Source organism: Rhizobium mayense (assembly GCF_030272705.1).
In the GTDB taxonomy this organism is placed as follows: domain Bacteria; phylum Pseudomonadota; class Alphaproteobacteria; order Rhizobiales; family Rhizobiaceae; genus Rhizobium; species Rhizobium mayense.
Genome location: NZ_JARFYM010000005.1, coordinates 199952 through 218038, shown reverse-complemented (window position 1 = coordinate 218038; position 18087 = coordinate 199952). Strand labels below are relative to the sequence as shown.

At 61.3% G+C, this 18087-nt stretch carries 17 protein-coding genes, 1 tRNA gene and 1 riboswitch; of the genes, 8 read left to right on the top strand and 10 right to left on the bottom strand.

Annotated features, from left to right (window positions below):
- Nucleotides 1-42 precede the first annotated feature (42 nt).
- The 3 genes from PY649_RS09890 (at nucleotide 43) to PY649_RS09880 (ending at nucleotide 2532) form a co-directional block, all read left to right on the top strand.
- Nucleotides 43-708 carry a S24 family peptidase gene (locus PY649_RS09890; protein ID WP_285868131.1) on the top strand — a complete coding sequence of 222 codons (666 nt, stop codon included), beginning with the start codon at nucleotides 43-45 and terminating at the stop codon, nucleotides 706-708.
- A 15-nt stretch (nucleotides 709-723) separates the two neighbouring features.
- On the top strand, nucleotides 724-2037 hold the full coding sequence (locus tag PY649_RS09885; RefSeq protein ID WP_285868130.1) for a thermonuclease family protein: 1314 nt from the start codon (nucleotides 724-726) through the stop codon (nucleotides 2035-2037).
- 81 nt (nucleotides 2038-2118) lie between these two features.
- Nucleotides 2119-2532: a tellurite resistance TerB family protein gene (locus PY649_RS09880; protein WP_285868129.1), complete on the top strand. Its 414-nt coding sequence runs from the start codon at nucleotides 2119-2121 to the stop codon at nucleotides 2530-2532.
- 8 nt (nucleotides 2533-2540) lie between these two features.
- Here the strand turns inward: PY649_RS09880 and PY649_RS09875 are convergent, their stop codons facing one another.
- The gene (locus PY649_RS09875; protein WP_432761342.1) at nucleotides 2541-3413 is read right to left on the bottom strand and encodes a transporter substrate-binding domain-containing protein; all 873 of its coding nucleotides are present in this window, start codon (nucleotides 3411-3413) and stop codon (nucleotides 2541-2543) included.
- Nucleotides 3414-3853: 440 nt separating this feature from the next.
- On the opposite strand from PY649_RS09875, the gene PY649_RS09870 reads away from it, so the two are divergent.
- Complete coding sequence (locus PY649_RS09870) at nucleotides 3854-5860, top strand: HAMP domain-containing methyl-accepting chemotaxis protein (RefSeq protein WP_285868127.1); 2007 nt, start codon at nucleotides 3854-3856, stop codon at nucleotides 5858-5860.
- Between the two features lie 84 nt (nucleotides 5861-5944).
- Here the strand turns inward: PY649_RS09870 and PY649_RS09865 are convergent, their stop codons facing one another.
- The 3 genes from PY649_RS09865 to PY649_RS09855 all read right to left on the bottom strand — a co-directional run bounded on the left by PY649_RS09865 (nucleotide 5945) and on the right by PY649_RS09855 (nucleotide 9753).
- Nucleotides 5945-6532 carry an acyltransferase gene (locus PY649_RS09865; protein WP_285868125.1) on the bottom strand — a complete coding sequence of 196 codons (588 nt, stop codon included), beginning with the start codon at nucleotides 6530-6532 and terminating at the stop codon, nucleotides 5945-5947.
- A 96-nt stretch (nucleotides 6533-6628) separates the two neighbouring features.
- Complete coding sequence (locus PY649_RS09860; protein ID WP_285868123.1) at nucleotides 6629-8410, bottom strand: adenylate/guanylate cyclase domain-containing protein; 1782 nt, start codon at nucleotides 8408-8410, stop codon at nucleotides 6629-6631.
- A gap of 107 nt (nucleotides 8411-8517) precedes the next feature.
- Complete coding sequence (locus tag PY649_RS09855; protein WP_285868122.1) at nucleotides 8518-9753, bottom strand: MFS transporter; 1236 nt, start codon at nucleotides 9751-9753, stop codon at nucleotides 8518-8520.
- 101 nt (nucleotides 9754-9854) lie between these two features.
- Here PY649_RS09855 and PY649_RS09850 point away from each other — a divergent pair, with 101 nt between their 5' ends.
- The gene (locus PY649_RS09850; RefSeq protein ID WP_285868120.1) at nucleotides 9855-10766 is read left to right on the top strand and encodes a LysR family transcriptional regulator; all 912 of its coding nucleotides are present in this window, start codon (nucleotides 9855-9857) and stop codon (nucleotides 10764-10766) included.
- 24 nt (nucleotides 10767-10790) lie between these two features.
- Here the strand turns inward: PY649_RS09850 and PY649_RS09845 are convergent, their stop codons facing one another.
- Both PY649_RS09845 and PY649_RS09840 read right to left on the bottom strand, forming a co-directional pair.
- Entirely contained in the window at nucleotides 10791-11225 is a 435-nt protein-coding gene (locus PY649_RS09845; RefSeq protein ID WP_285868118.1) for a GNAT family N-acetyltransferase, read from the bottom strand.
- Between the two features lie 79 nt (nucleotides 11226-11304).
- Complete coding sequence (locus PY649_RS09840; protein ID WP_285868116.1) at nucleotides 11305-12051, bottom strand: helix-turn-helix transcriptional regulator; 747 nt, start codon at nucleotides 12049-12051, stop codon at nucleotides 11305-11307.
- 84 nt (nucleotides 12052-12135) lie between these two features.
- Between PY649_RS09840 and PY649_RS09835 the strand changes: the two genes are divergently transcribed.
- Nucleotides 12136-12534, top strand: a complete 399-nt coding sequence (locus tag PY649_RS09835; protein ID WP_285868114.1) for a VOC family protein — start codon at nucleotides 12136-12138, stop codon at nucleotides 12532-12534.
- 101 nt (nucleotides 12535-12635) lie between these two features.
- Here PY649_RS09835 and PY649_RS09830 read toward each other — a convergent pair.
- Together PY649_RS09830 and PY649_RS09825 are read right to left on the bottom strand one after the other, a co-directional pair.
- A tRNA-Gly gene (locus PY649_RS09830) sits at nucleotides 12636-12709 on the bottom strand.
- 58 nt (nucleotides 12710-12767) lie between these two features.
- Nucleotides 12768-13862 carry a 2'-deoxycytidine 5'-triphosphate deaminase gene (locus PY649_RS09825; protein WP_285868113.1) on the bottom strand — a complete coding sequence of 365 codons (1095 nt, stop codon included), beginning with the start codon at nucleotides 13860-13862 and terminating at the stop codon, nucleotides 12768-12770.
- A 171-nt stretch (nucleotides 13863-14033) separates the two neighbouring features.
- A riboswitch (SAM riboswitch) is annotated at nucleotides 14034-14112 on the top strand.
- Nucleotides 14113-14155: 43 nt separating this feature from the next.
- On the opposite strand from PY649_RS09825, the gene PY649_RS09820 reads away from it, so the two are divergent.
- Both PY649_RS09820 and apaG read left to right on the top strand, forming a co-directional pair.
- Nucleotides 14156-15343, top strand: a complete 1188-nt coding sequence (locus tag PY649_RS09820; RefSeq protein WP_285868111.1) for an O-succinylhomoserine sulfhydrylase — start codon at nucleotides 14156-14158, stop codon at nucleotides 15341-15343.
- Between the two features lie 325 nt (nucleotides 15344-15668).
- Nucleotides 15669-16061, top strand: coding sequence for a Co2+/Mg2+ efflux protein ApaG (apaG, locus tag PY649_RS09815; RefSeq protein ID WP_285868177.1), 393 nt, complete (start codon nucleotides 15669-15671; stop codon nucleotides 16059-16061).
- Nucleotides 16062-16077: 16 nt separating this feature from the next.
- Here the strand turns inward: apaG and PY649_RS09810 are convergent, their stop codons facing one another.
- Both PY649_RS09810 and argF read right to left on the bottom strand, forming a co-directional pair.
- Nucleotides 16078-17067 carry an Hsp33 family molecular chaperone gene (locus PY649_RS09810; RefSeq protein ID WP_285868108.1) on the bottom strand — a complete coding sequence of 330 codons (990 nt, stop codon included), beginning with the start codon at nucleotides 17065-17067 and terminating at the stop codon, nucleotides 16078-16080.
- A gap of 46 nt (nucleotides 17068-17113) precedes the next feature.
- A complete protein-coding gene (gene argF / locus PY649_RS09805; protein ID WP_285868106.1) occupies nucleotides 17114-18031 on the bottom strand; it encodes an ornithine carbamoyltransferase in 918 nt (305 codons plus the stop codon).
- Nucleotides 18032-18087 lie beyond the last annotated feature (56 nt).

Here is an 18087-nt window from a genome sequence, read left to right as displayed (position 1 = left end):
GGTCAAACGCCGAATATTCCGGCTTCCGAGTGCTGAACGGCGATGCTGTCACATGAGCAGATATGGAGCGCAATCGACAGGCTTGCCGAACGGCATGCCCTGACGGCGTCCGGTCTTGCCCGACGCGCCGGCCTCGACCCCACCTCATTCAACAAGTCGAAGCGGCTGAGCCAGGACGGGCGCCTGCGCTGGCCGTCGACGGAATCGATCGCCAAGGTGCTTGACGCGACCGGGGCCAGCATGGAGCAGTTTCTGAGCTTCATGCGCATGGTGGATGGCCCCAGCAGCACGTCCGATCGCGCTTTATCCCCGCCGGCAAGCTCTATCCCGCTTCTCGGCTTCGCGCAGGCCGGTGCCGGAGGCTTTTTCGACGACGGCGGCTTTCCGGTCGGCCAGGGCTGGGACATGGTGGAGTTTCCGGCGGCACCTGGGCAAAGGGGCGGTGTCTATGCGCTCGAGGTGCAGGGCGAAAGCATGTTGCCGCTTTATCGTGACGGCGACGTGCTGATCGTCGAGCCGGGCGCGCAGATCAGGCGCAATGATCGGGTTGTGGTCAAGACCCGCGAGGGTGAAGTCATGGCCAAGGTGCTGCTGCGACAGACTGCGCGGTCGATCGAATTGCTGTCGCTCAACCCGGAACATCCGAATCGCTGCTTCGACCTTGTGGATGTCGAGTGGATTGCGCGGATCATCTGGGCCAGCCAATAGGAAAGTTTTCTCGTTATGCGTCGTGATATTTGGCTGGCAAGTTTGGTGGGGGTGATCATCGGTTCATGGCTGACATTGATTGCCGTGCAGGTCGAGGAGCATGGCTTCGGGTTGCCGAATAGGGCCGAGGCCACGGCCGAAACAGAGAACCATGCAGCGGCGACCGCGCAAACGGAAACGGCCAAGGCTGACCCCGTCCCCGCAACAACCGCTCCAGCCCCGACGCCTGCAGAGACAGCCAAGCAGGAGATAGCGCCCACCGTCGAAGCACAGCCGGACGACAAAAACTCGGCACTGCCTGCCTCCGTTGCTGAGCAAACGACGCCGGCCGCAACCACCGCGGTAGGCGCCACGGCTCTGGCAACGATCGACAACGGCAATCAATCTCCAGCTGTGGCACTCTCCGCAACAGCATCCGTCTCGCCGCCTACTGTGGCCCCGACATCGACTCCGGAAGACACGGCGAAAACTCTTCTCGCCACTAGCGCGGATCAAATCGACAAGGGCAATGTCGGCGCTGTCGCCCAGCCGCCAAAGCAAGCTGACGGCAAGGCAACGACCGAATTGGCGCAGCGAAAGACGACCCCGACGAATCCGGGCGAAACGCAATCGGCGAAGGCGGCTCCAACGAACACGACACAGACCCCGACGCCGGAGTCGGGGAAAACACAGCCGGACAAGGTTGCTCCGAAACCCGCGCCTTCGGACCAAAGCAATGTGGGCCAAGTACCGGCGGGCCGGGGGCCGGCCGATCAAGCGGACCGGGAGCAGGCCGCTGCGGCCCATCGCACCGTGCCCAGCGAACCGCCGTCGCAGCAGGTGCAGGTGTCGCCCAGCACCGATCAAAAGCCGAGCGAGCAGGCAAAGCCGATGGAAAGCGAGCAGCCGAAACCGGTGGAACTGGTGCGGCCGTTTTCTGATCGCGCCGGCATACTGACCATCGCCGGCAAGAGCGTGCAGCTTCCCGGCATCATTCCGACCGATGTCGACCGCATGTGCACTGGGCCGAGCGGCAAGAGCTGGCCCTGCGGGGCCGCAGCGCGGACCGCCTTCCGCATGTATCTGCGCGGCCGTACCATCGATTGCGACCTGCCGAACCCGACCTGGCAAGGTACAGTGACCGCCGCCTGCCGCTATGTTCGCATAGATCTCAGCGAATGGCTGGTGCGCTTCGGCTGGGCTGAGCCTGAGGCCGGATCGCCGCTGGCCGTCCTCGCCGAACAGGCAAAGCAGCAGAAGCGCGGCATCTACGGCGACGATCCGCGCGTGGGCGGGAAATCAACACTCGGGCCAGAGCCGCGCAAAGAAAATCCGCTTAATCCAATCTGAGGTCACGCTTCCGACACCGCCTCTTGTCATGACGGGCCCGACTTTCTAGTCTGCTGCCAAAACTGGAGGACTACGCCTGCCATGAACAAGCCGCTTTCCGCCCATGAGGCCCTGATCTACGTCATGGTAATGGCGTCTGCCGTCGATCGGACGATGAACGACAAGGAAATGGGTCGGATCGGCGAACTGATCCACGCATTGCCGGTTTTCGATGGTTTCGATGACGAGAAACTGATCTCTGTCTCGCGCGATTGCGCCAAGCTTCTCGCTCGCAGCGAAGGGCTCGATATCGTTCTGGAAACAGTACGAGACACTTTGCCCGCGCGGCTCTATGACACCGCTTATGCGCTTGCTGTCGAAGTTGCGTCAGCCGATTTCTCGGTCAAGGCTGAGGAGCTGCGCTTGCTCAGCCTGCTGCGCGATCGGCTCGGCCTCGACAAACTCACCTGCGCCGCCATCGAGCGCAGCGCCATTGCCCGCTACCGCAAGGGCTGAGAACGTCATCAGTAGAGCCCGTAAGGGAAATACCGTAGATAGATTTCCTGCAGCCGGCCGTCGCGCGACAGTGTCGCCAGCGCATGATTGATCGCGGCCGTCAGATCGGCGTCCTGCTGGCGCAACATGATGGTCATGCCCTCGCCGAGGAATTGCTGCGAAAGATAGGGTCCGTCAAACAGCGCGCAGCATTTTTCGGCTGACGGTGAGGATACCCAGAAGGACAATTGCAGCCCATCGGCAAAAGCGGCGTCGACCTTGCCATCCTTAACTGCCGCGAGAAGCGCGTCCTTAGCGTCGAAGGGAACCTGCTTGATCGCCGGGAAAAAGGCGGCAAGCATCGCCTCATGTGCCGTGCCCTTGACCACACCAACCGGGTGGCCGGCGAGCGCGGCCGCCGTCGTGCCGTCGATCGACGCCTTAAGATTACGAACGAAGTGGGCGGGCAGCATCAGGAAGGGGCGCGAGAAGGCAAAGGTTTTGCGCAGCTCGGGCGTTACTGCGACGCCGGCTATCACCGCATCACCTTGCGAACTGGCAAGCGCGCCCTGCAGTTCATCGAACGGCAGCGCCTGAATCTGACATTTGTCCAATATACCAAGCTCGCCGCAGATCTCGCGGGCAAGATCGACATGGAAGCCGGCGAGCTTGCCGTTCTGGTCGGCGAAGTTGAAGGGCGGGAAATCGACGGACGTCAGGAACCGCAGCCGGACCAGCGAGGAAAGGTCCGGCTTCGGCAGGCGCTCGCGCGAATCGAACAGGATCGGCAGGCCGGGCGGTGGCTCCTGCGCCGCAAGTGGCATGGCACAGGACAGGGCGATCAGCACTGCGCCCGCCATCAGCCTTGGCACGGATCCCAACAACGAAAGGCAAACAGGCATGATGATGATCCGGCCTCCAGTCGAATGTGCGGATGTCTGTTGTCGAAACCGGTGTAGCAGAGTCGGGCCGAAGGGAGAATATCACGCCCTGGCCGACAGTCGCGAGCCTTCCTCGGGCTCAGAGCCGCATTCGTGATCGCATCAGGCGGTTGCAGTGCATCAAAAAAGCACGAGTGCGCGGTAGAATTCGGCCCTGAAAACCGTCGGCGTTAGCGGTCGATTAAGCTCTATCGATTCTATTTGTGGCATCGACGACGTCGGCTCCGAAAGCTGATCGCATGACGCAGGTCGTCCGAACCTTCTTCGCAAGGTATCCCACAAGAATTCGGCTTCACCTGCGTGCATCAGGCAGCAAGCGTTAAGTTCGCCGCCCCTCCCAGGCGAGCGGGCCATTGCGCGCTACCGCCCGATGCGGCGCGATATCCCTCGGGCGGATCGTCATGTTCAGGAACCTGAAAATCAAAACCAAGATGCTCGCCGTGATCCTGTTTCTCGGGATCATCTCCTTCGCCGGGCTGCTTTACATCGTCAGCGAATTCCGCAAGGCGGACCAGGCCTACAGCGCCTTCCTCGACAATGAGGCCGTCGCCGCGTACATGGGCACGCGCTCGAGCACATCCATTCTGAATTCGGTGCTGCAGGCGAGCCTCATGCTGAATTTCGATCCCGACAGCGAGGCCTTCAAGGCGCTTGCCGACGACAAGAGCCGCTTTGGCGAGGCCAAGGACCGATTGAAACAGGCCGAAAGCCTGGTTCCTTCGAAGAAGGCAGAAATGGATGAAATCCTCGTCGGCATGGACGAGCTGGAGGCGCTGACGAACAAGGTGATCAACCTGCGCAAGAGCGGCGACGTTGGAGGCGCAGAAGCGGGCATGGCCGACGTCAGCGACAAGTTGAGCGCACTCGTTGGCAAGATGCAGACGAACAACAATGGGTTGACCGACCGACTGAACAAGGGCGCCGATGCCCTGTCTGCCCACGTCAACACGGCAATCGACTACACGCTCGTCATTCTCGGCGCTCTGACGCTTCTCGGCATGGCCCTTGGCGTCTATGTCGCGCAGACGGGCATCGCCACGCCCTTGACGCGGCTGCATCGTCGCATGGTGACGCTCGCCAACGGCGATACGACGAGCGAGATCGACGGTCTCGACCGTCGTGACGAAATCGGCCAGATGGCTTCGGCAGTTTCCGTTTTCCGCGACAACGCCATTGAACGCAGCCGCCTGGAAGCGCAAGCGGAAGCCGATCGCAATCTCAGCGACAGCGAGCGCGCCGAACACGAAGCGCAGCGGGCGGCCGAAGCCGCGCATCTGCAGCAGGCAGTGCAGGTACTCGGCGATGGCCTGAAGCGCCTCGCGGAGGGTGATCTCGTCACCCAGATCAACACGCAGTTCGTTGCCCATCTCGACCAATTGCGGCAGGATTTCAACAACTCGCTCACCAAACTGAACGAGGCCATGCAGGCGGTCGGCTCCAATGCGCGCGCCATCAATGCCGGCGCCAACGAAATCCGCGGTTCCGCGGACGAACTTTCCAAGCGAACCGAACAGCAGGCCGCATCCGTCGAAGAGACGGCCGCCGCCCTCGAGCAGATCACCACGACGGTTAAGGACGCTGCCAAGCGGGCGGAGGAAGCCAGTCAGCTCGTCGCCCATACCCGTGCCGGCGCGGAACGGTCGGGTGAGATCGTCCGCAATGCCGTCAGCGCCATGCAACAGATCGAGAAATCCTCGTCCGAGATCGGCAACATCATCGGCGTGATCGACGACATCGCATTCCAGACCAACCTTCTGGCCCTGAACGCAGGTGTCGAAGCAGCGCGCGCCGGTGAAGCCGGCAAGGGCTTTGCGGTCGTTGCGCAGGAAGTGCGCGAACTGGCTCAGCGCTCGGCCAACGCCGCCAAGGAGATCAAATCGCTGATCACCGCATCCGGCACGCATGTGCAGACCGGCGTCAATCTGGTCGGCGAGACTGGCAAAGCGCTCGACGCCATCGTCTCCGAAGTTCAGGAGATCAACCGGCATGTGCATGCGATCGCCGAAGCCTCGCGCGAGCAATCGGCCGGCCTGCAGGAGATCAACACCGCCGTCAACGCCATGGATCATGGCACCCAGCAGAATGCCGCCATGGTAGAGGAAAGCACCGCCGCCAGCCATAGCTTGGCAGCGGAAGCCGCCTCGCTAACGGCCCTGCTCGGCCAGTTCCGCATGACCGGAACCGAAGGCGGCCATGTTTCGGCAGCTTCATCGAACTACGCACCGCGCACCTCCGCTCGCTCGGCGCCGCGGCCCGCCGCAGCACCGGTTCGCGCTGTCGAAGGAACGAAGGCACGCCCTGCTCCCTCGCCGGCCCGCGCGCTCGGCCAAAAGCTGATGAGCGCCTTCGGCGGCGGCAGCCAGGCAGCCGCCGCTCCGGCAAAGGATGCGGACTGGACGGAGTTCTGAGCCGCGCCACTGCTTGGTGCGATAACTCGACAAAAAAACAGGCGGGATGTGTTCAACGCATCCCGCCTGTTTGTTTGAGGGAGCCTACCGGTCCGCTTTTCTTTTGGGGACAGGCAGCGGTTGGACATTGGCGTGTCTGACTTTGCCCGTTTCGCCTCGCCGCCGGATCAGCCTTGCGGGAGCGCCGACATAGATGCCATGGGGCTCAGTCTTCCCCTTGACGACGGAATTTGCGCCGATGACGCATCCTTTAGATATATGGGAGCCGCCCAGGATTTTCGCTCCGGCGCCGATCCAGACATCGTCCTCAATGACGACCGGCTTCTTGGCCACGCCCTGCATACGAATGGGCTGGTTCGGATCTTCGAAATTATGGTCGAACGAAACCACCATGGCATGGGCGGCGATCCGCACGTCGTTGCCGATCGTGATGCCGCCGCGTCCGAGCAGAATGACATAGTCATTGAGGGAGACACTCCGGCCGAGATCGATGCTGCCGCGTTGGGCATCGATGACGATACCCTTGCGGAGAAAGGCCTTTGGCCCAATGCTGACTCTACCATCCTTCCAGATGATCATCGCGCTGAGCGGCACCTTCGTGTGGCGGGAAATCTTCAACGCACCGCGCGTGAAGATCGCCCTCAATTTGTAAAACCACGCAACGTTGAGCATTGGCTTCCATTCCAGTTTTGCGGATCTTCTGGCACGAATGTCTGGCAGCAACCTGAAGGAAGAAAGGTATTATTGAGGAATTCTCTGGCAAGCCGGCTACTCGGGCAAACCCAACATGCGCGCACCGTCCGCAAACCTGTCGGCGATTGCCCGCACCATCCCCAGTTCGAAGAACACGCGAAGCCGGAATCCCGGTTCCAGTTCGAGCAATCGCTGCACGACCGGCCGCGCTTCCTCCTGGCGGCCAGCGAGCGCCAATGAAGCGGCCTGAAAGAAATAAAGCGTACTGAATAGCGGATTTGCCTGAGCGGCCCTCGCGCAATGCGATACCGCCTCGTCGTATCGCTTCCGCTGGACGGCCGCTGCTCCCAGCGCCAAATGTGCTGCAAAAGCCATGGGGTCGAATGGGCTGAGCCTTAGCGCGCGTTCGGCATTGGAGGTCGCTTTAGCGTCTTGACCGGCGAAGGCGTAGATGAGGGAACCGAAGTAGAGTGCAGTAGCGCAGGAGGAATTCAGCGACAGCGCGCGCTCCACGGAGTTCAATGCCGCATCTTGCTCCTTGCCCAGCATAAAGATCACAAAGGCGGCGATGGCCAACGCCGATGCGTCGTCGGTGCCGCTCGCAATCACGGAGCGCGCGTGCCCGATCCCGGCGACCTTGTCGGCCTCGCTGAAGCCGCCCCGCGTGAAGAAAATCTCGTGGCACCAGGCAAGGCGCGCATGGGCAGCGGCGTAGTTTGGGTCCAGGCCCAGTGCATCCTGCAAAAGCCCGGCAGCGATCTTGGCGTCGGCGGGCATCACGGCTGCCATGTGGGGGACGGCACGCAGATAGAGGTCATAGGCGTCGAGGTTTTCGGGGCGCTTTTGCCGCGCACGTTCGATCTCCGATCGCTGCAGGCTCGGCTCGACGATGCCCACCACCTTTTCAGTGATCTGGTCCTGCAGGTCGAAGATATCCTCCCACGCGCCGTCGTACCGGTCTGCCCACAGATGCGTTCCAGTCTCGGCTTCGACAAGCTGGGCGGTAATGCGCAATCGGTTCCCCGCCTTGCGCACGCCTCCCTCCAAGACGTAGCGCACACCGAGCTCGCGTCCGACCTGCCGGACATCCACGGCTTTTCCCTTGTAGACAAAGCTCGAGTTTCGCGCGATCACGAACAGCCATTTGATCCGCGACAACCCGGTGATGATGTCTTCCACCATACCGTCGGCAAAATACTCCTGCTCCGGGTCACCGCTCATGTTCTGGAAGGGCAGGACCGCAATTGAGGGTTTGTCGGGCAGCGTAAGGCACGTTGAAGTCTTTTCCGGCCCTGCACTGCCCGCGGGAGTTGCGGGCTTTACCTGGGCAGGAATACCGACCAGCAGAGAATAGACGTGGACTGGCTCGATGATGTTCTTGAGCTGCAGGTCGCCACGATCGTTGATCGCGAGGTCAAGCCTTGCCTTGACCTGCCAGTACGCCTGTTCGGAGAGGCAGATGCCGCCGGGATCACAAATTCCTTGCAGGCGGGCAGCAATATTGACGCCATCACCCATAAGATCGCCGTCGCTTTCTTCGACGACGTCGCCTAGATGAATGCCGACGCGGAACTCGATCCGCCGCTCAGCAGGGAGGCCGGCATTGCGCTCGATCATGCTGTTCTGCACCTCAATGGCGCAACGCACGGCATCGACAACGCTGCGAAACTCTACAAGACTGCCGTCCCCGGTACGCTTGACCACGCGGCCGTGATACACGGCGATCGTGGGGTCGATAAGATCGCTGCGCAAAGCGCGCAGCCGCGCCAAGATGCGATCCTCGTCCGCGCCCGCGAGCCGGCTGTAACCAACCACATCCGAGACTAGGATCGCCGCTATCTTCCGGGCCTCGCTCATGGGCGCCTCCCGTATGTCAGTCTACCACCACAACCCGGACAGAGCCACTCCGACTAACGGACAAGCTCATCGTGTCACCCGTTACGAACATTCCGGCCGCAGGAAGGTCAGGTCCTTGTGGCAAGACCGCTGAGAAGTGCCGCAGCTCCGAAAACTGCGCCGGCGGCACAGACGGCGGTCCAGCCGCCCCAGCTCCAGGCCGTTCCCGCCAGGGCCGAGCCGACGGCGCCGCCCAAAAAGAAGATGCCGACGAACAGCCCGTTGATGCGGCCGCGCGCTTCCGGCCGCAGTAGATTGATCGCCCTGCGGCCCAATGTCTGATCGCCGGTAACACCGACATCGAGCATCACGGCACCGGCGCCGAGCAGCACCAGGCAAATCGCGGATTGGCTGGTCGTAGCCTCACCTGCCCATGCGGACAGCGCCATGGCGCCGATCAAGATCAGATGCGAGGCTGTGGTCGCCACCCGCGTCCATCCCCGATCGCCCATCCGCCCGAAGGGCGAGGTCGCCGCCGCGCCGCCGGCTCCGACAAGGGCGAACAGGGCGATGCCGGCTTGGCCTAAGGAGAATGGCGGCTGCGCCAGTCGCAGCGCGACCGCGGTCCAGAATAGGCTGAAACTCGCCATCACCAACGCGGCCGTGACGGCCCGTATCCGCAGCACCGGCTCATTGCGCAAGAGGTGCCAGAGCGAGGCGATCAAGCTGACGTAGCTGGAGCTTATCAATGGCCGCCGTTCCGGCAATCGGAGCGCAAGAACGGCCGTCAGCACGGCGAGTGCCGCGGCGCTGACCGCATAGAAGCTCCGCCAGCCCCAGAAGTCGGCGACCAGACTGGCCAGGGGCCGCGACAGCAAAATGCCGACCATCAGACCGCTCATGACGTTTCCGATCACCCGACCGCGATGTTCCGGCGGCGTCATGGCCGCAGCGATCGGCACCAGGATCTGAATGGCGGAACAGGCCGCACCGAGCAGGAAGAGAAAGACGAGCAGGCTCCAGCCGGTCGGCGCGAAGGCGGCGGCGACGGCTGCGACCAGGGCGGAGACGAGCATGCGCAGCACCAGCCGGCGGTTCTCGACGAGATCGGCAAGCGGCACGAGGAAGAAGAGGCCGGCGGCATAACCCAGCAACGATGCCATGGCGACGAGGCCGGCGCCGTTTTCAGAAAAGCCGAGCGATGGACCGATGACGCCGACAAGGGTCTGTGGTGAGAAAAGATTGATGATGATGACACCGGTGGCGATGGCAAAAAGCAAAGTCGAGGGACCGGCAGCGGTTTCCCGTATTTCCTCTTCAAGCTCATCAAACTTGTTCGCGATGCGTTCAGACGCGGGTGACATGGACTCTCCAATAATTTTTGCTAATATCGATAGCCATGTTTATCGTTTTCTTGCATAATGCAGCAAGTGAAATGAACTGATAATGATTATGCGGATTCCTTATGAACATCCATGATCTCGAAGCATTCGTCGCTGTGGTGGAAACAGGATCGATCGTCGCAGCCTCGGCGCGGATCAACCTGACCCAGCCGGGCATCACCCGTCGTGTGCAGAACCTTGAGGACAGTCTCGGCATTGCCCTCCTCGACCGGCAATCCAAGCCGCTCAAGCCGACGGCCGCCGGACGCGAGGCCTACGAGCACGGCCGTCGCGTGCTGCGCTCACTGGACGATCTGAAGGCCGGCGTCTCACCGGCCGGGACGATCGGCGGCGAGTTCCGTCTCGGCGTCATGCCCTATCTTTCGGAGGCGGCCCTCTCGCCGCCGCTCGATAGGCTACGCAGCCAATTCCCGCAATTGACGCTCCGCATTTTCTCCGGCTGGTCGCCGCAGCTTGTCGATCAGGTCGCTCATAGCCAGCTTGATGCGGTGGCGGTCTGCCTGCCGGAGGGCGTCCACCCGCCCGAGGATGTCGTCGGAAACAATCTTGGAACACATGGCGTGCTTCTGGTGGCGGCTCCATCGCTCGAGGTTCCCAAGACACCGAGGCTCCAAGAGCTTTCAAGATTTCCCTGGATCATGAACCAGACCGGCTGCGGCTTCCGCGCCTTCATCCATCACCGTTTCGAAATCGAACGCCTGCCGTTCAACGTCGGCGTCGAAGCCATGACCGCCGATCTCAGAATGTCGCTCGTCGCGCGCGGTCTCGGCATCGGTATCGTCACGCCGGCGGCGCTCGCCGGCAGCCCCTGGCGCGATGCAGTCGAGATCATCGACACGCCGGATTTCCGCCCGAAAGTAGTCTCCTGGGTCCTGCACCGTCCGCCCGCCGGCCGGCTGGCCCGTCCGATCGCGGCCTTCAGCGAAGCGCTGGCTGAAACGCTGAAAGCGGAGATGCCGTTTTTGACGACGTAGCGGATAGCTTATAGGAGGCGGCGACTACGACAGCGGCGCGGCGACGGGAAGCGAGTATAGAGCTAGCTCCACACGGCGGCTCGCTCCGGCGGCCTCCCAAAACGCTCTGCCGTTCGCGTTGTCCTCAAAGACGTACAGGTGGCACTTTTCGATCTGCGCTTCACGAAGAGCTGCGATCCCAGCGTCGAGGAGGCTCTTCGCGATCCCCTGCCGCCTGTGCGATGCCGCGACTGCAAGATGATGGATCAGCCCGCGACGGCCATCATGCCCCACAAGAATGGTGCCGACGATATTTCCTTTGTCTTCAGCGACAAAGCTTAGACCGGGATTGCGGGCCAGATAGGCGAGGATGGCATGTTCTTCGTCTGCCGAACTCAAGCCGACACCATCGGTTGTTTCCCACAGAGACCTGGCGCCCAAATAATCAGCCGGTGTGAAGCATCTTGTTACGAAGGACATGCACTTTAGCCTTTAACCTTTTTTCTGAAATGGGATGTCACGCTGAAGCCATATCCGCTGCGGCTCAGAGCGACCGTTTCTATCGCCGAAGCTCCTGGTCTTTGGCACCTTCGGCTGCGCGAGAGGTATTCTGGCGCGGTTCGAATGTCTCCTCTCGCCACCGCTGCCACCTTCGGCGAAGTTCGACCATGCGCAAGCCGATGGGTTCGTCGCACAGTTTTGCCGCCAGGATCCTGTCACAGCGGAAGTGCCGGAACTCCTGCCTCAGTTCGCACCAGGCCACAAGCAGCCGATGGCTCTCCGCGTAGCCCAGGATGACCGGCCACACAATGCGTTCCGTTGTCTCGCCATTCTCCGCCCGATAGCGCAGCGCCAATTTACGTCTCTGACGGATCGCTTCCCGGATGTCGGCAAGGTCAATGATTTCCGTTGGCGGGCGCGAACCCGGCCTCACGCCTATGCTCGGCTCGGCGATGAACGGCCGCAATTTTTCGGGAACGGCAGCTTCAATTTTGGTGATGACGTCGCGGGCGGCATTGGCAATGAGCGTATCGGAGTGATTGGCAACCCATTGTGCGCCCAATACCACGGCCTCAACTTCATCGGGGGTGAACATAAGCGGCGGCATGTCATAGGAGCGATCGAGCAGATAGCCGAAGCCCGCTTCGCCGGAGATCGGAACCCTTTGGCCGATCAGATCGCCAATGTCGCGGTAGACGGTTCGTTTGGAGACCTCAAGTTCCTCGGCAATGGCAGCGGCAGTCACTGGCCGGGTACTGCGACGCAGGACTTGAATGATCTGAAACAGGCGATCGGCTCGACGCATAAGTGCTGACTCCTGCTGCCATAATGGTGGCAACAGCCCTGTGTCACAAGCGCCTCCATTGTCATTGCCACAAAGGAATTCACAATGAAGCTCGCTTCAATCCGCATCATCACCGCAGACATCAAGCAACTGGTCGCTTTCTACGAGATGATCGCTAACGCAAAAGCGCAATGGCTGGCTCCGGTCTTTGCCGAAATAGTCCTGCCCGGCGCGGCACTGGCGATTGGCTCATTGGAAACGGTTGCACTCTGGAAGGAAGGCAGCGCCGGACCATGCGCCAATCGCAGTCTCGTTCTGGAGTTTCAGGTCGACGATATCGACGCCGAATATGCTCGTCTCAAAGACAGAGTGCCCTTGGTGCATGAACTGAAGACAATGCCCTGGGGCAACACGACGTTTCAGTTTCGGGACCCCGATGGCAATGCCGTTTCGCTTTATATGCCGAGTACCGACGAAGCAAAGAAGCGATTTGCCACGAGATAAGGTGACCATTGCGATCGCACATCTCCTGCCCGATTCTTGGATCGGTTTTGCCACTGATTTTTCTACGTCGTGAAGTCGGATGTTCTATACCCGGAGATTTTTGGAGCGGGTGAAGGGAATCGAACCCTCGTATTCAGCTTGGGAAGCTGCTGCTCTACCATTGAGCTACACCCGCCTGACATTCAGAGATGTCCAACAGTTGGCGGCCTCTGTCAAGGCCGCCAAATAGACGATCACAGCCGGAAGTGCTTCGACAGCTTCAGGCCCTGCGCCTGGTAGTTCGAGCCGAGGCCGGAGCCGTAGAGGCTTGAGGGCTGTTCCAGCATGTGCTCGTAGACCAGGCGGCCGACGATCTGGCCGTCTTCGAGGATGAAGGGAACTTCGTGGCTGCGCACTTCGAGCACGGCGCGGCTGCCGCGCCCGCCGGCGGGTGCATGGCCGAAGCCGGGGTCGAAGAAACCGGCGTAATGAACGCGGAATTCGCCGACCAGGGGATCGAAGGGCGTCATTTCGGCGGCATAATGCGGCGGCACATGGACCGCTTCGCGTGAGACGAGGATGTAGAACTCATCCGGATCGAGGATCAGTTCCGTGCGGCCTCGGCTGTAGAGCGGTTCCCAGAAATCGAAGATATCGTGCTGCGCCTTCTTGTCGACATCGACGACGGCCGTGTGATGCTTGCCGCGATAACCGATCAGGCCTTCCTTATCGCCGGCAAGATCGATCGAGAGCGCTATGCCGCCGCCGGTGACGTTCGGCTGCTTGCTGGCGACCAGCGTCTCGCTGGCATGCAGCGCCATCAGCTCCGGCTCACTCAGCAGTGCCTGGCCGACGCGGAAGCGGATCTGCGACAGGCGCGAACCGCGGCGTACGACGATCGGGAAGGTGCGAGGGCTGATTTCGAGGTAAAGCGGGCCGGAATAGCCGGCGGGAATCTTGTCGAACTCCTGCGCCCGGTCGGTAATCACGCGGGTGAAGATATCGAGGCGGCCCGTCGAGCTTTTTGGGTTGGCGGAGGCCGACATCTCGGCCGGCAGGTCGAGACGCTCCATCAGCGGCACGATATAGACACAGCCGGTTTCCAGCACTGCGCCTTCCGAGAGATCGACGACATGCAGCTTCAGCCGGTCGAGCTTGTCGGCGACCAGATGCGAAGGGCCTGGCATGAAACTGGCACGGACACGGAAAGCATGCGCGCCCAATCGAAGATCAAGGCTCGCCGGCTGGATCTGATCGACATCCAGCTCTTTTTCGCTCGTCAGCCGCCCTGCTTCGAAAAGCGCTGCAATGGCGCGATCGGCCAAAATTCCAGTATTGCGAGCCATCATGCCTCTTCCTCAGCGCATGACCCGGCAAGCCGAGAATGGACTTGCCGGGTCATGCGCCGATCTAAACTGTTACTGCGCCCTTTGCGCATCCTAACGGACGCGCGGGCGGTAATTTGCCGCCGACAAAACCAAACTCGGGGAATTGACGCAAGCGGTCAACGGAAGTATTGCAACTTATCCCGTGGTGATTTGGCCGGTCGGCTTGCAGCCACGTTAAACAAGTGGCTAAAAGGACCGGGGTTAAACCGGTCTGCTTTCGCGGCCGGTTTTTTTGTTTTGAAAGTGGTGATGGCATGAGCAAGACTTGGCGCCCTGCAACACAGCTCGTTCACGGCGGAACGCTCCGTTCGCAATTCGGCGAAACCTCCGAAGCGATCTATCTGACCCAGGGGTTCGTCTACGACACCTCGGAAGCCGCGGAAGCCCGCTTCAAGGGCGAGACGGACGGCTTCATCTACGCTCGCTACGGCAGCCCCACGAACGATATGTTCGAAAAGCGCATGTGTGCGCTGGAAGGCGCCGAAGATGCCCGCGCCACCGCATCCGGTATGGCCGCCGTTTCCGCCGCCATCCTCTGCCAGCTGAAGGCCGGCGATCACATCGTTGCCGCCCGCGCCCTCTTCGGCTCGTGCCGTTGGGTCGTCGAGACGCTGGCACCGAAATACGGTATCGAATGCACGCTGGTCGACGGACGTTTCGTTGAGAACTGGGAAAAGGCTGTTCGACCGAACACCAAGGTCTTCTTCCTGGAAAGCCCGACCAATCCAACGCTGGAAGTGGTCGATATCGCCGCCGTCGCCAAGCTCGCCAACCAGATCGGCGCCAAGGTCGTGGTCGACAACGTCTTCGCCACGCCCCTCTTCCAGAAGCCGCTGGAACTCGGCGCCCATATCGTCGTCTATTCCGCCACCAAGCACATCGACGGCCAGGGCCGCTCACTCGGCGGCGTCATCCTCTCCGACAAGCAGTGGATCACCGAGAACCTGCAGGACTATTTCCGCCATACCGGTCCGGCCATGTCGCCCTTTACGGCCTGGACATTGCTGAAGGGCATCGAGACGCTGCCGTTGCGCGTCACGCAGCAGACGGCGAACGCAGCGAAGGTTGCCGATTTCCTCGCCGAGCAGACCAATAAGGTCGCCCGCGTGATCTATCCCGGCCGCAAGGACCATCCGCAGGCCGATATCATCGCCAAGCAGATGAGCGGCGGCTCGACTCTTGTCGCCTTCGAGCTGAAGGGCGGCAAGGAGGCGGCGTTCAGGCTGCAGAACGCGCTGGAGATCGTGAAGATCTCCAACAACCTCGGCGACTCGAAGAGCCTAATTACGCATCCAGCCACTACCACGCACAAGAACCTCACCGACGAGGCTCGCGCCGAGCTTGGCATTTCGCCCGGAACGGTCCGCTTTTCCGCGGGCATCGAGGACAGCGAGGACCTGGTCGAGGATTTCGCCCGAGCGCTGGCACAGGTTTCAGCCTGACGTTTCTACTAGAGCCCGTCCGAATGTGGTTCGGGCGGGCTTACAGATCTTGAAAGCAGGCCATGCGCCTATACTTTCGGCGGCGGTCGATTAAGCTTTAGAATTAGGCCTAACATTTGAAAATCCGATTGGTTTAATTCGCTAAAGACGTTTTCACCCATCCGTTCCTTGACGGAAGAGGTCGCTTTATAGGATACCGCTAGGTATCCCGCTTTCCGTGGGATCATAGAAAGCGGATAAGATGCCCTAGATGTAAAATGCTGGAGCGTCCCTTGTGTGTTCGTTTGAACGCACGACGTTTCGGAGAGTGACCAAGGTATCAGGCATGTATCGCGCTCTGACACGCGACATCGAAGTTGTCGTCGAACCCTTTTATCTGGAGGAGCAATCCGATCCGGACGACGATCGTTATGTCTGGGGCTACCGCATCGTCATTTCCAACCACTCCACCATTTCCGTCCGGCTGGTGACGCGCTATTGGCACATCACCGATCAGAACGGCCTCGTTGACGAAGTGACCGGCCCCGGCGTGGTCGGCGAACAGCCGAGGCTGCGGCCGGGCGATACCTACGAATATTCCTCAGGCTGCCCGCTCGACACGCCATCCGGCATGATGTTCGGCCATTACCAGATGGAGACGGATGACGGGGAGCTCTTTCACGTCAAGATCCCCGCCTTTTCGCTGGATACGCCGAACCTGCTGCGGACGCTGAACTGACTCTGAGACGAATTGCTCAGGCGTCAGTCACCTCGGACACATCAAAGCGATAGGTGGTCGAGCAGAATTCGCAGGTAACGGCAATTTCGCCATTCTCTTGGCTCGCCTCGATCTCCTCGGCAGAAAACCCCTGCAACACACTCTTCAGCTTGTCGCGCGAACAGGTGCAGCAGTCGAAGACCGCCTTCGGCTCGTAGACGCGCACGCCGCGCTCGTGGAAGAGGCGGTACAGCAAACGCTCGGTGCCGACCTGCGGGTCCGTCAGTTCGTCCGCATCGATCGTCTCGACCAGCGTGCGCGCTTCCGCCCAGGCATCATCCTCGACATGTTCGCGGACGCTCGTGTCGCCGTCGCCGCCATGGAGGTCCGGCTGGCGCATGCGCTCCGGTGCTTCCGGCAGGAACTGCGCGACTAGGCCGCCCGCCCGCCAACGGTGGCGCGGCTTGCCGGCCTCGTCGCGGTCGAACAGTTCGGCCGCACCGAGACGAACACGCGTCGGGATCTGCTCCGACTGGCGGAAATAGGTACCGGCGATCTCCTCGAGAGAAGCGCCATCAAGGGCAACGATCCCCTGATAGGGCTGGCTGAAGCGGCCCTGATCGATGGTGAAGGCGAGGACGCCCTTGCCGAGCAGCTGTTCCGGCTCGGTCTTGCCGGCGGCCACGGCCTCTGCCAGTGCCTCGTCATCGAACCGGGCATAGGCACGGACGTTCTCCGGCGTCGAGAAATCGGCGACCAGAAGATCGACCGGCCCGTCGCTCTTCGTCTGCACGGTGAACTTGCCCTCGAACTTCAGCGAAGTGCCGAGCAATACGGTCAGCACCACGGCCTCGGCCAGCAGCCGGGCAACGGGGGCAGGATAATCGTGCCGGGCGAGAATTGCATCCAAGAGAGGCCCGAGCTGCACGGCGCGGCCGCGGACATCAAGACCTTCTACCTGGAAGGGAACGACATGATCGTCGCCGGCAAAATCGAATTGACCCAGCGAGGCTGCACTTTCCGCCATTGCTCTACTCCTACTGCGCCCGCGACTTTAGCGCGGTTCTATATCCTCAGATCGCGCCCAGGCACCAAGCAAGAATCGATTTTTGCGCATGAAGGCGGTTTTCCGCCTCATCGAAAACAACGGATTGCGGACCGTCGATCACCTCGTCCGTCACTTCCTCCCCGCGATGGGCGGGCAGGCAATGCATGAACAACGCGTCCTTGCCGGCCTGTGCCATCAAAGCCGCATTGACCTGATAGGGCTGGAAGACATTGTGACCGCGGGCCCGGTGCTCCTGATTCATGGAAACCCAGGTATCGGTTACCACACAATCGGCGCCGGCGACCGCACGGTCAGCATCATGCGAGAGCATGATTTCGGCGCCCTCGTTGCGGGCCCAGTTCAGATAGTGATCCTTCGGCTCGGAACCAAGGGGCACGGCCATGTTCATGCGATAGCCGAAACGGGCAGCCCCTTCGACCAGCGAATGAAGCACGTTGTTGCCGTCGCCGCTCCAGGCGATGGTCTTGCCCTTGATCGGTCCGCGATGCTCCTCGAAAGTCATGATATCGGCCATGATCTGGCAAGGATGCGTATCGTCGGTCAGCGCGTTGATAACCGGCACGGTCGCGTGTTCGGCGAGTTCCAGCATGCGCGAATGGTCGGTCGTGCGGATCATGATCGCGTCGACATAACGCGACAGCACCCTGGCGGTATCGCCGATCGTCTCGGCGCGGCCGAGCTGCATTTCCGTGCCCGAAAGGAACAGTGTCTCGCCACCGAGCTGGCGCATGCCGACGTCAAAGGAGACGCGTGTGCGCGTGGACGGCTTCTCGAAAATCATCGCCAGCATCCTGCCGGCCAACGGCTTGTCGACAGCGCCCGCCTTCAGCGCCTGCTTTCGCACGATGGCATCGTCGATGATGCTGCGCAGATCGGTCGCCGCGACGGCGGAGAGATCGAGAAAGTGTTTCGGTGAAGCCATGTCCTTACCTGTACTCCCAAAAAAGATTACGCCCGCTGGGGGCAACAACGCCCCGA

What these genes read in the sequence shown, in the direction of transcription:
- PY649_RS09810 (WP_285868108.1), bottom strand. Translation starts at nt 17,067, where the DNA reads ATGGCGGAAAGTGCAGCCTCGCTGGGTCAATTCGATTTTGCCGGCGAC.
- PY649_RS09870 (WP_285868127.1), top strand. Translation starts at nt 3,854, where the DNA reads ATGTTCAGGAACCTGAAAATCAAAACCAAGATGCTCGCCGTGATCCTG.
- PY649_RS09850 (WP_285868120.1), top strand. Translation starts at nt 9,855, where the DNA reads ATGAACATCCATGATCTCGAAGCATTCGTCGCTGTGGTGGAAACAGGA.
- PY649_RS09890 (WP_285868131.1), top strand. Translation starts at nt 43, where the DNA reads ATGCTGTCACATGAGCAGATATGGAGCGCAATCGACAGGCTTGCCGAA.
- PY649_RS09860 (WP_285868123.1), bottom strand. Translation starts at nt 8,410, where the DNA reads ATGAGCGAGGCCCGGAAGATAGCGGCGATCCTAGTCTCGGATGTGGTT.
- PY649_RS09835 (WP_285868114.1), top strand. Translation starts at nt 12,136, where the DNA reads ATGAAGCTCGCTTCAATCCGCATCATCACCGCAGACATCAAGCAACTG.
- PY649_RS09880 (WP_285868129.1), top strand. Translation starts at nt 2,119, where the DNA reads ATGAACAAGCCGCTTTCCGCCCATGAGGCCCTGATCTACGTCATGGTA.
- PY649_RS09820 (WP_285868111.1), top strand. Translation starts at nt 14,156, where the DNA reads ATGAGCAAGACTTGGCGCCCTGCAACACAGCTCGTTCACGGCGGAACG.
- apaG (WP_285868177.1), top strand. Translation starts at nt 15,669, where the DNA reads ATGTATCGCGCTCTGACACGCGACATCGAAGTTGTCGTCGAACCCTTT.
- PY649_RS09855 (WP_285868122.1), bottom strand. Translation starts at nt 9,753, where the DNA reads ATGTCACCCGCGTCTGAACGCATCGCGAACAAGTTTGATGAGCTTGAA.
- PY649_RS09885 (WP_285868130.1), top strand. Translation starts at nt 724, where the DNA reads ATGCGTCGTGATATTTGGCTGGCAAGTTTGGTGGGGGTGATCATCGGT.
- argF (WP_285868106.1), bottom strand. Translation starts at nt 18,031, where the DNA reads ATGGCTTCACCGAAACACTTTCTCGATCTCTCCGCCGTCGCGGCGACC.
- PY649_RS09865 (WP_285868125.1), bottom strand. Translation starts at nt 6,532, where the DNA reads ATGCTCAACGTTGCGTGGTTTTACAAATTGAGGGCGATCTTCACGCGC.
- PY649_RS09875 (WP_432761342.1), bottom strand. Translation starts at nt 3,413, where the DNA reads ATGCCTGTTTGCCTTTCGTTGTTGGGATCCGTGCCAAGGCTGATGGCG.
- PY649_RS09845 (WP_285868118.1), bottom strand. Translation starts at nt 11,225, where the DNA reads ATGTCCTTCGTAACAAGATGCTTCACACCGGCTGATTATTTGGGCGCC.
- PY649_RS09840 (WP_285868116.1), bottom strand. Translation starts at nt 12,051, where the DNA reads ATGCGTCGAGCCGATCGCCTGTTTCAGATCATTCAAGTCCTGCGTCGC.
- PY649_RS09825 (WP_285868113.1), bottom strand. Translation starts at nt 13,862, where the DNA reads ATGATGGCTCGCAATACTGGAATTTTGGCCGATCGCGCCATTGCAGCG.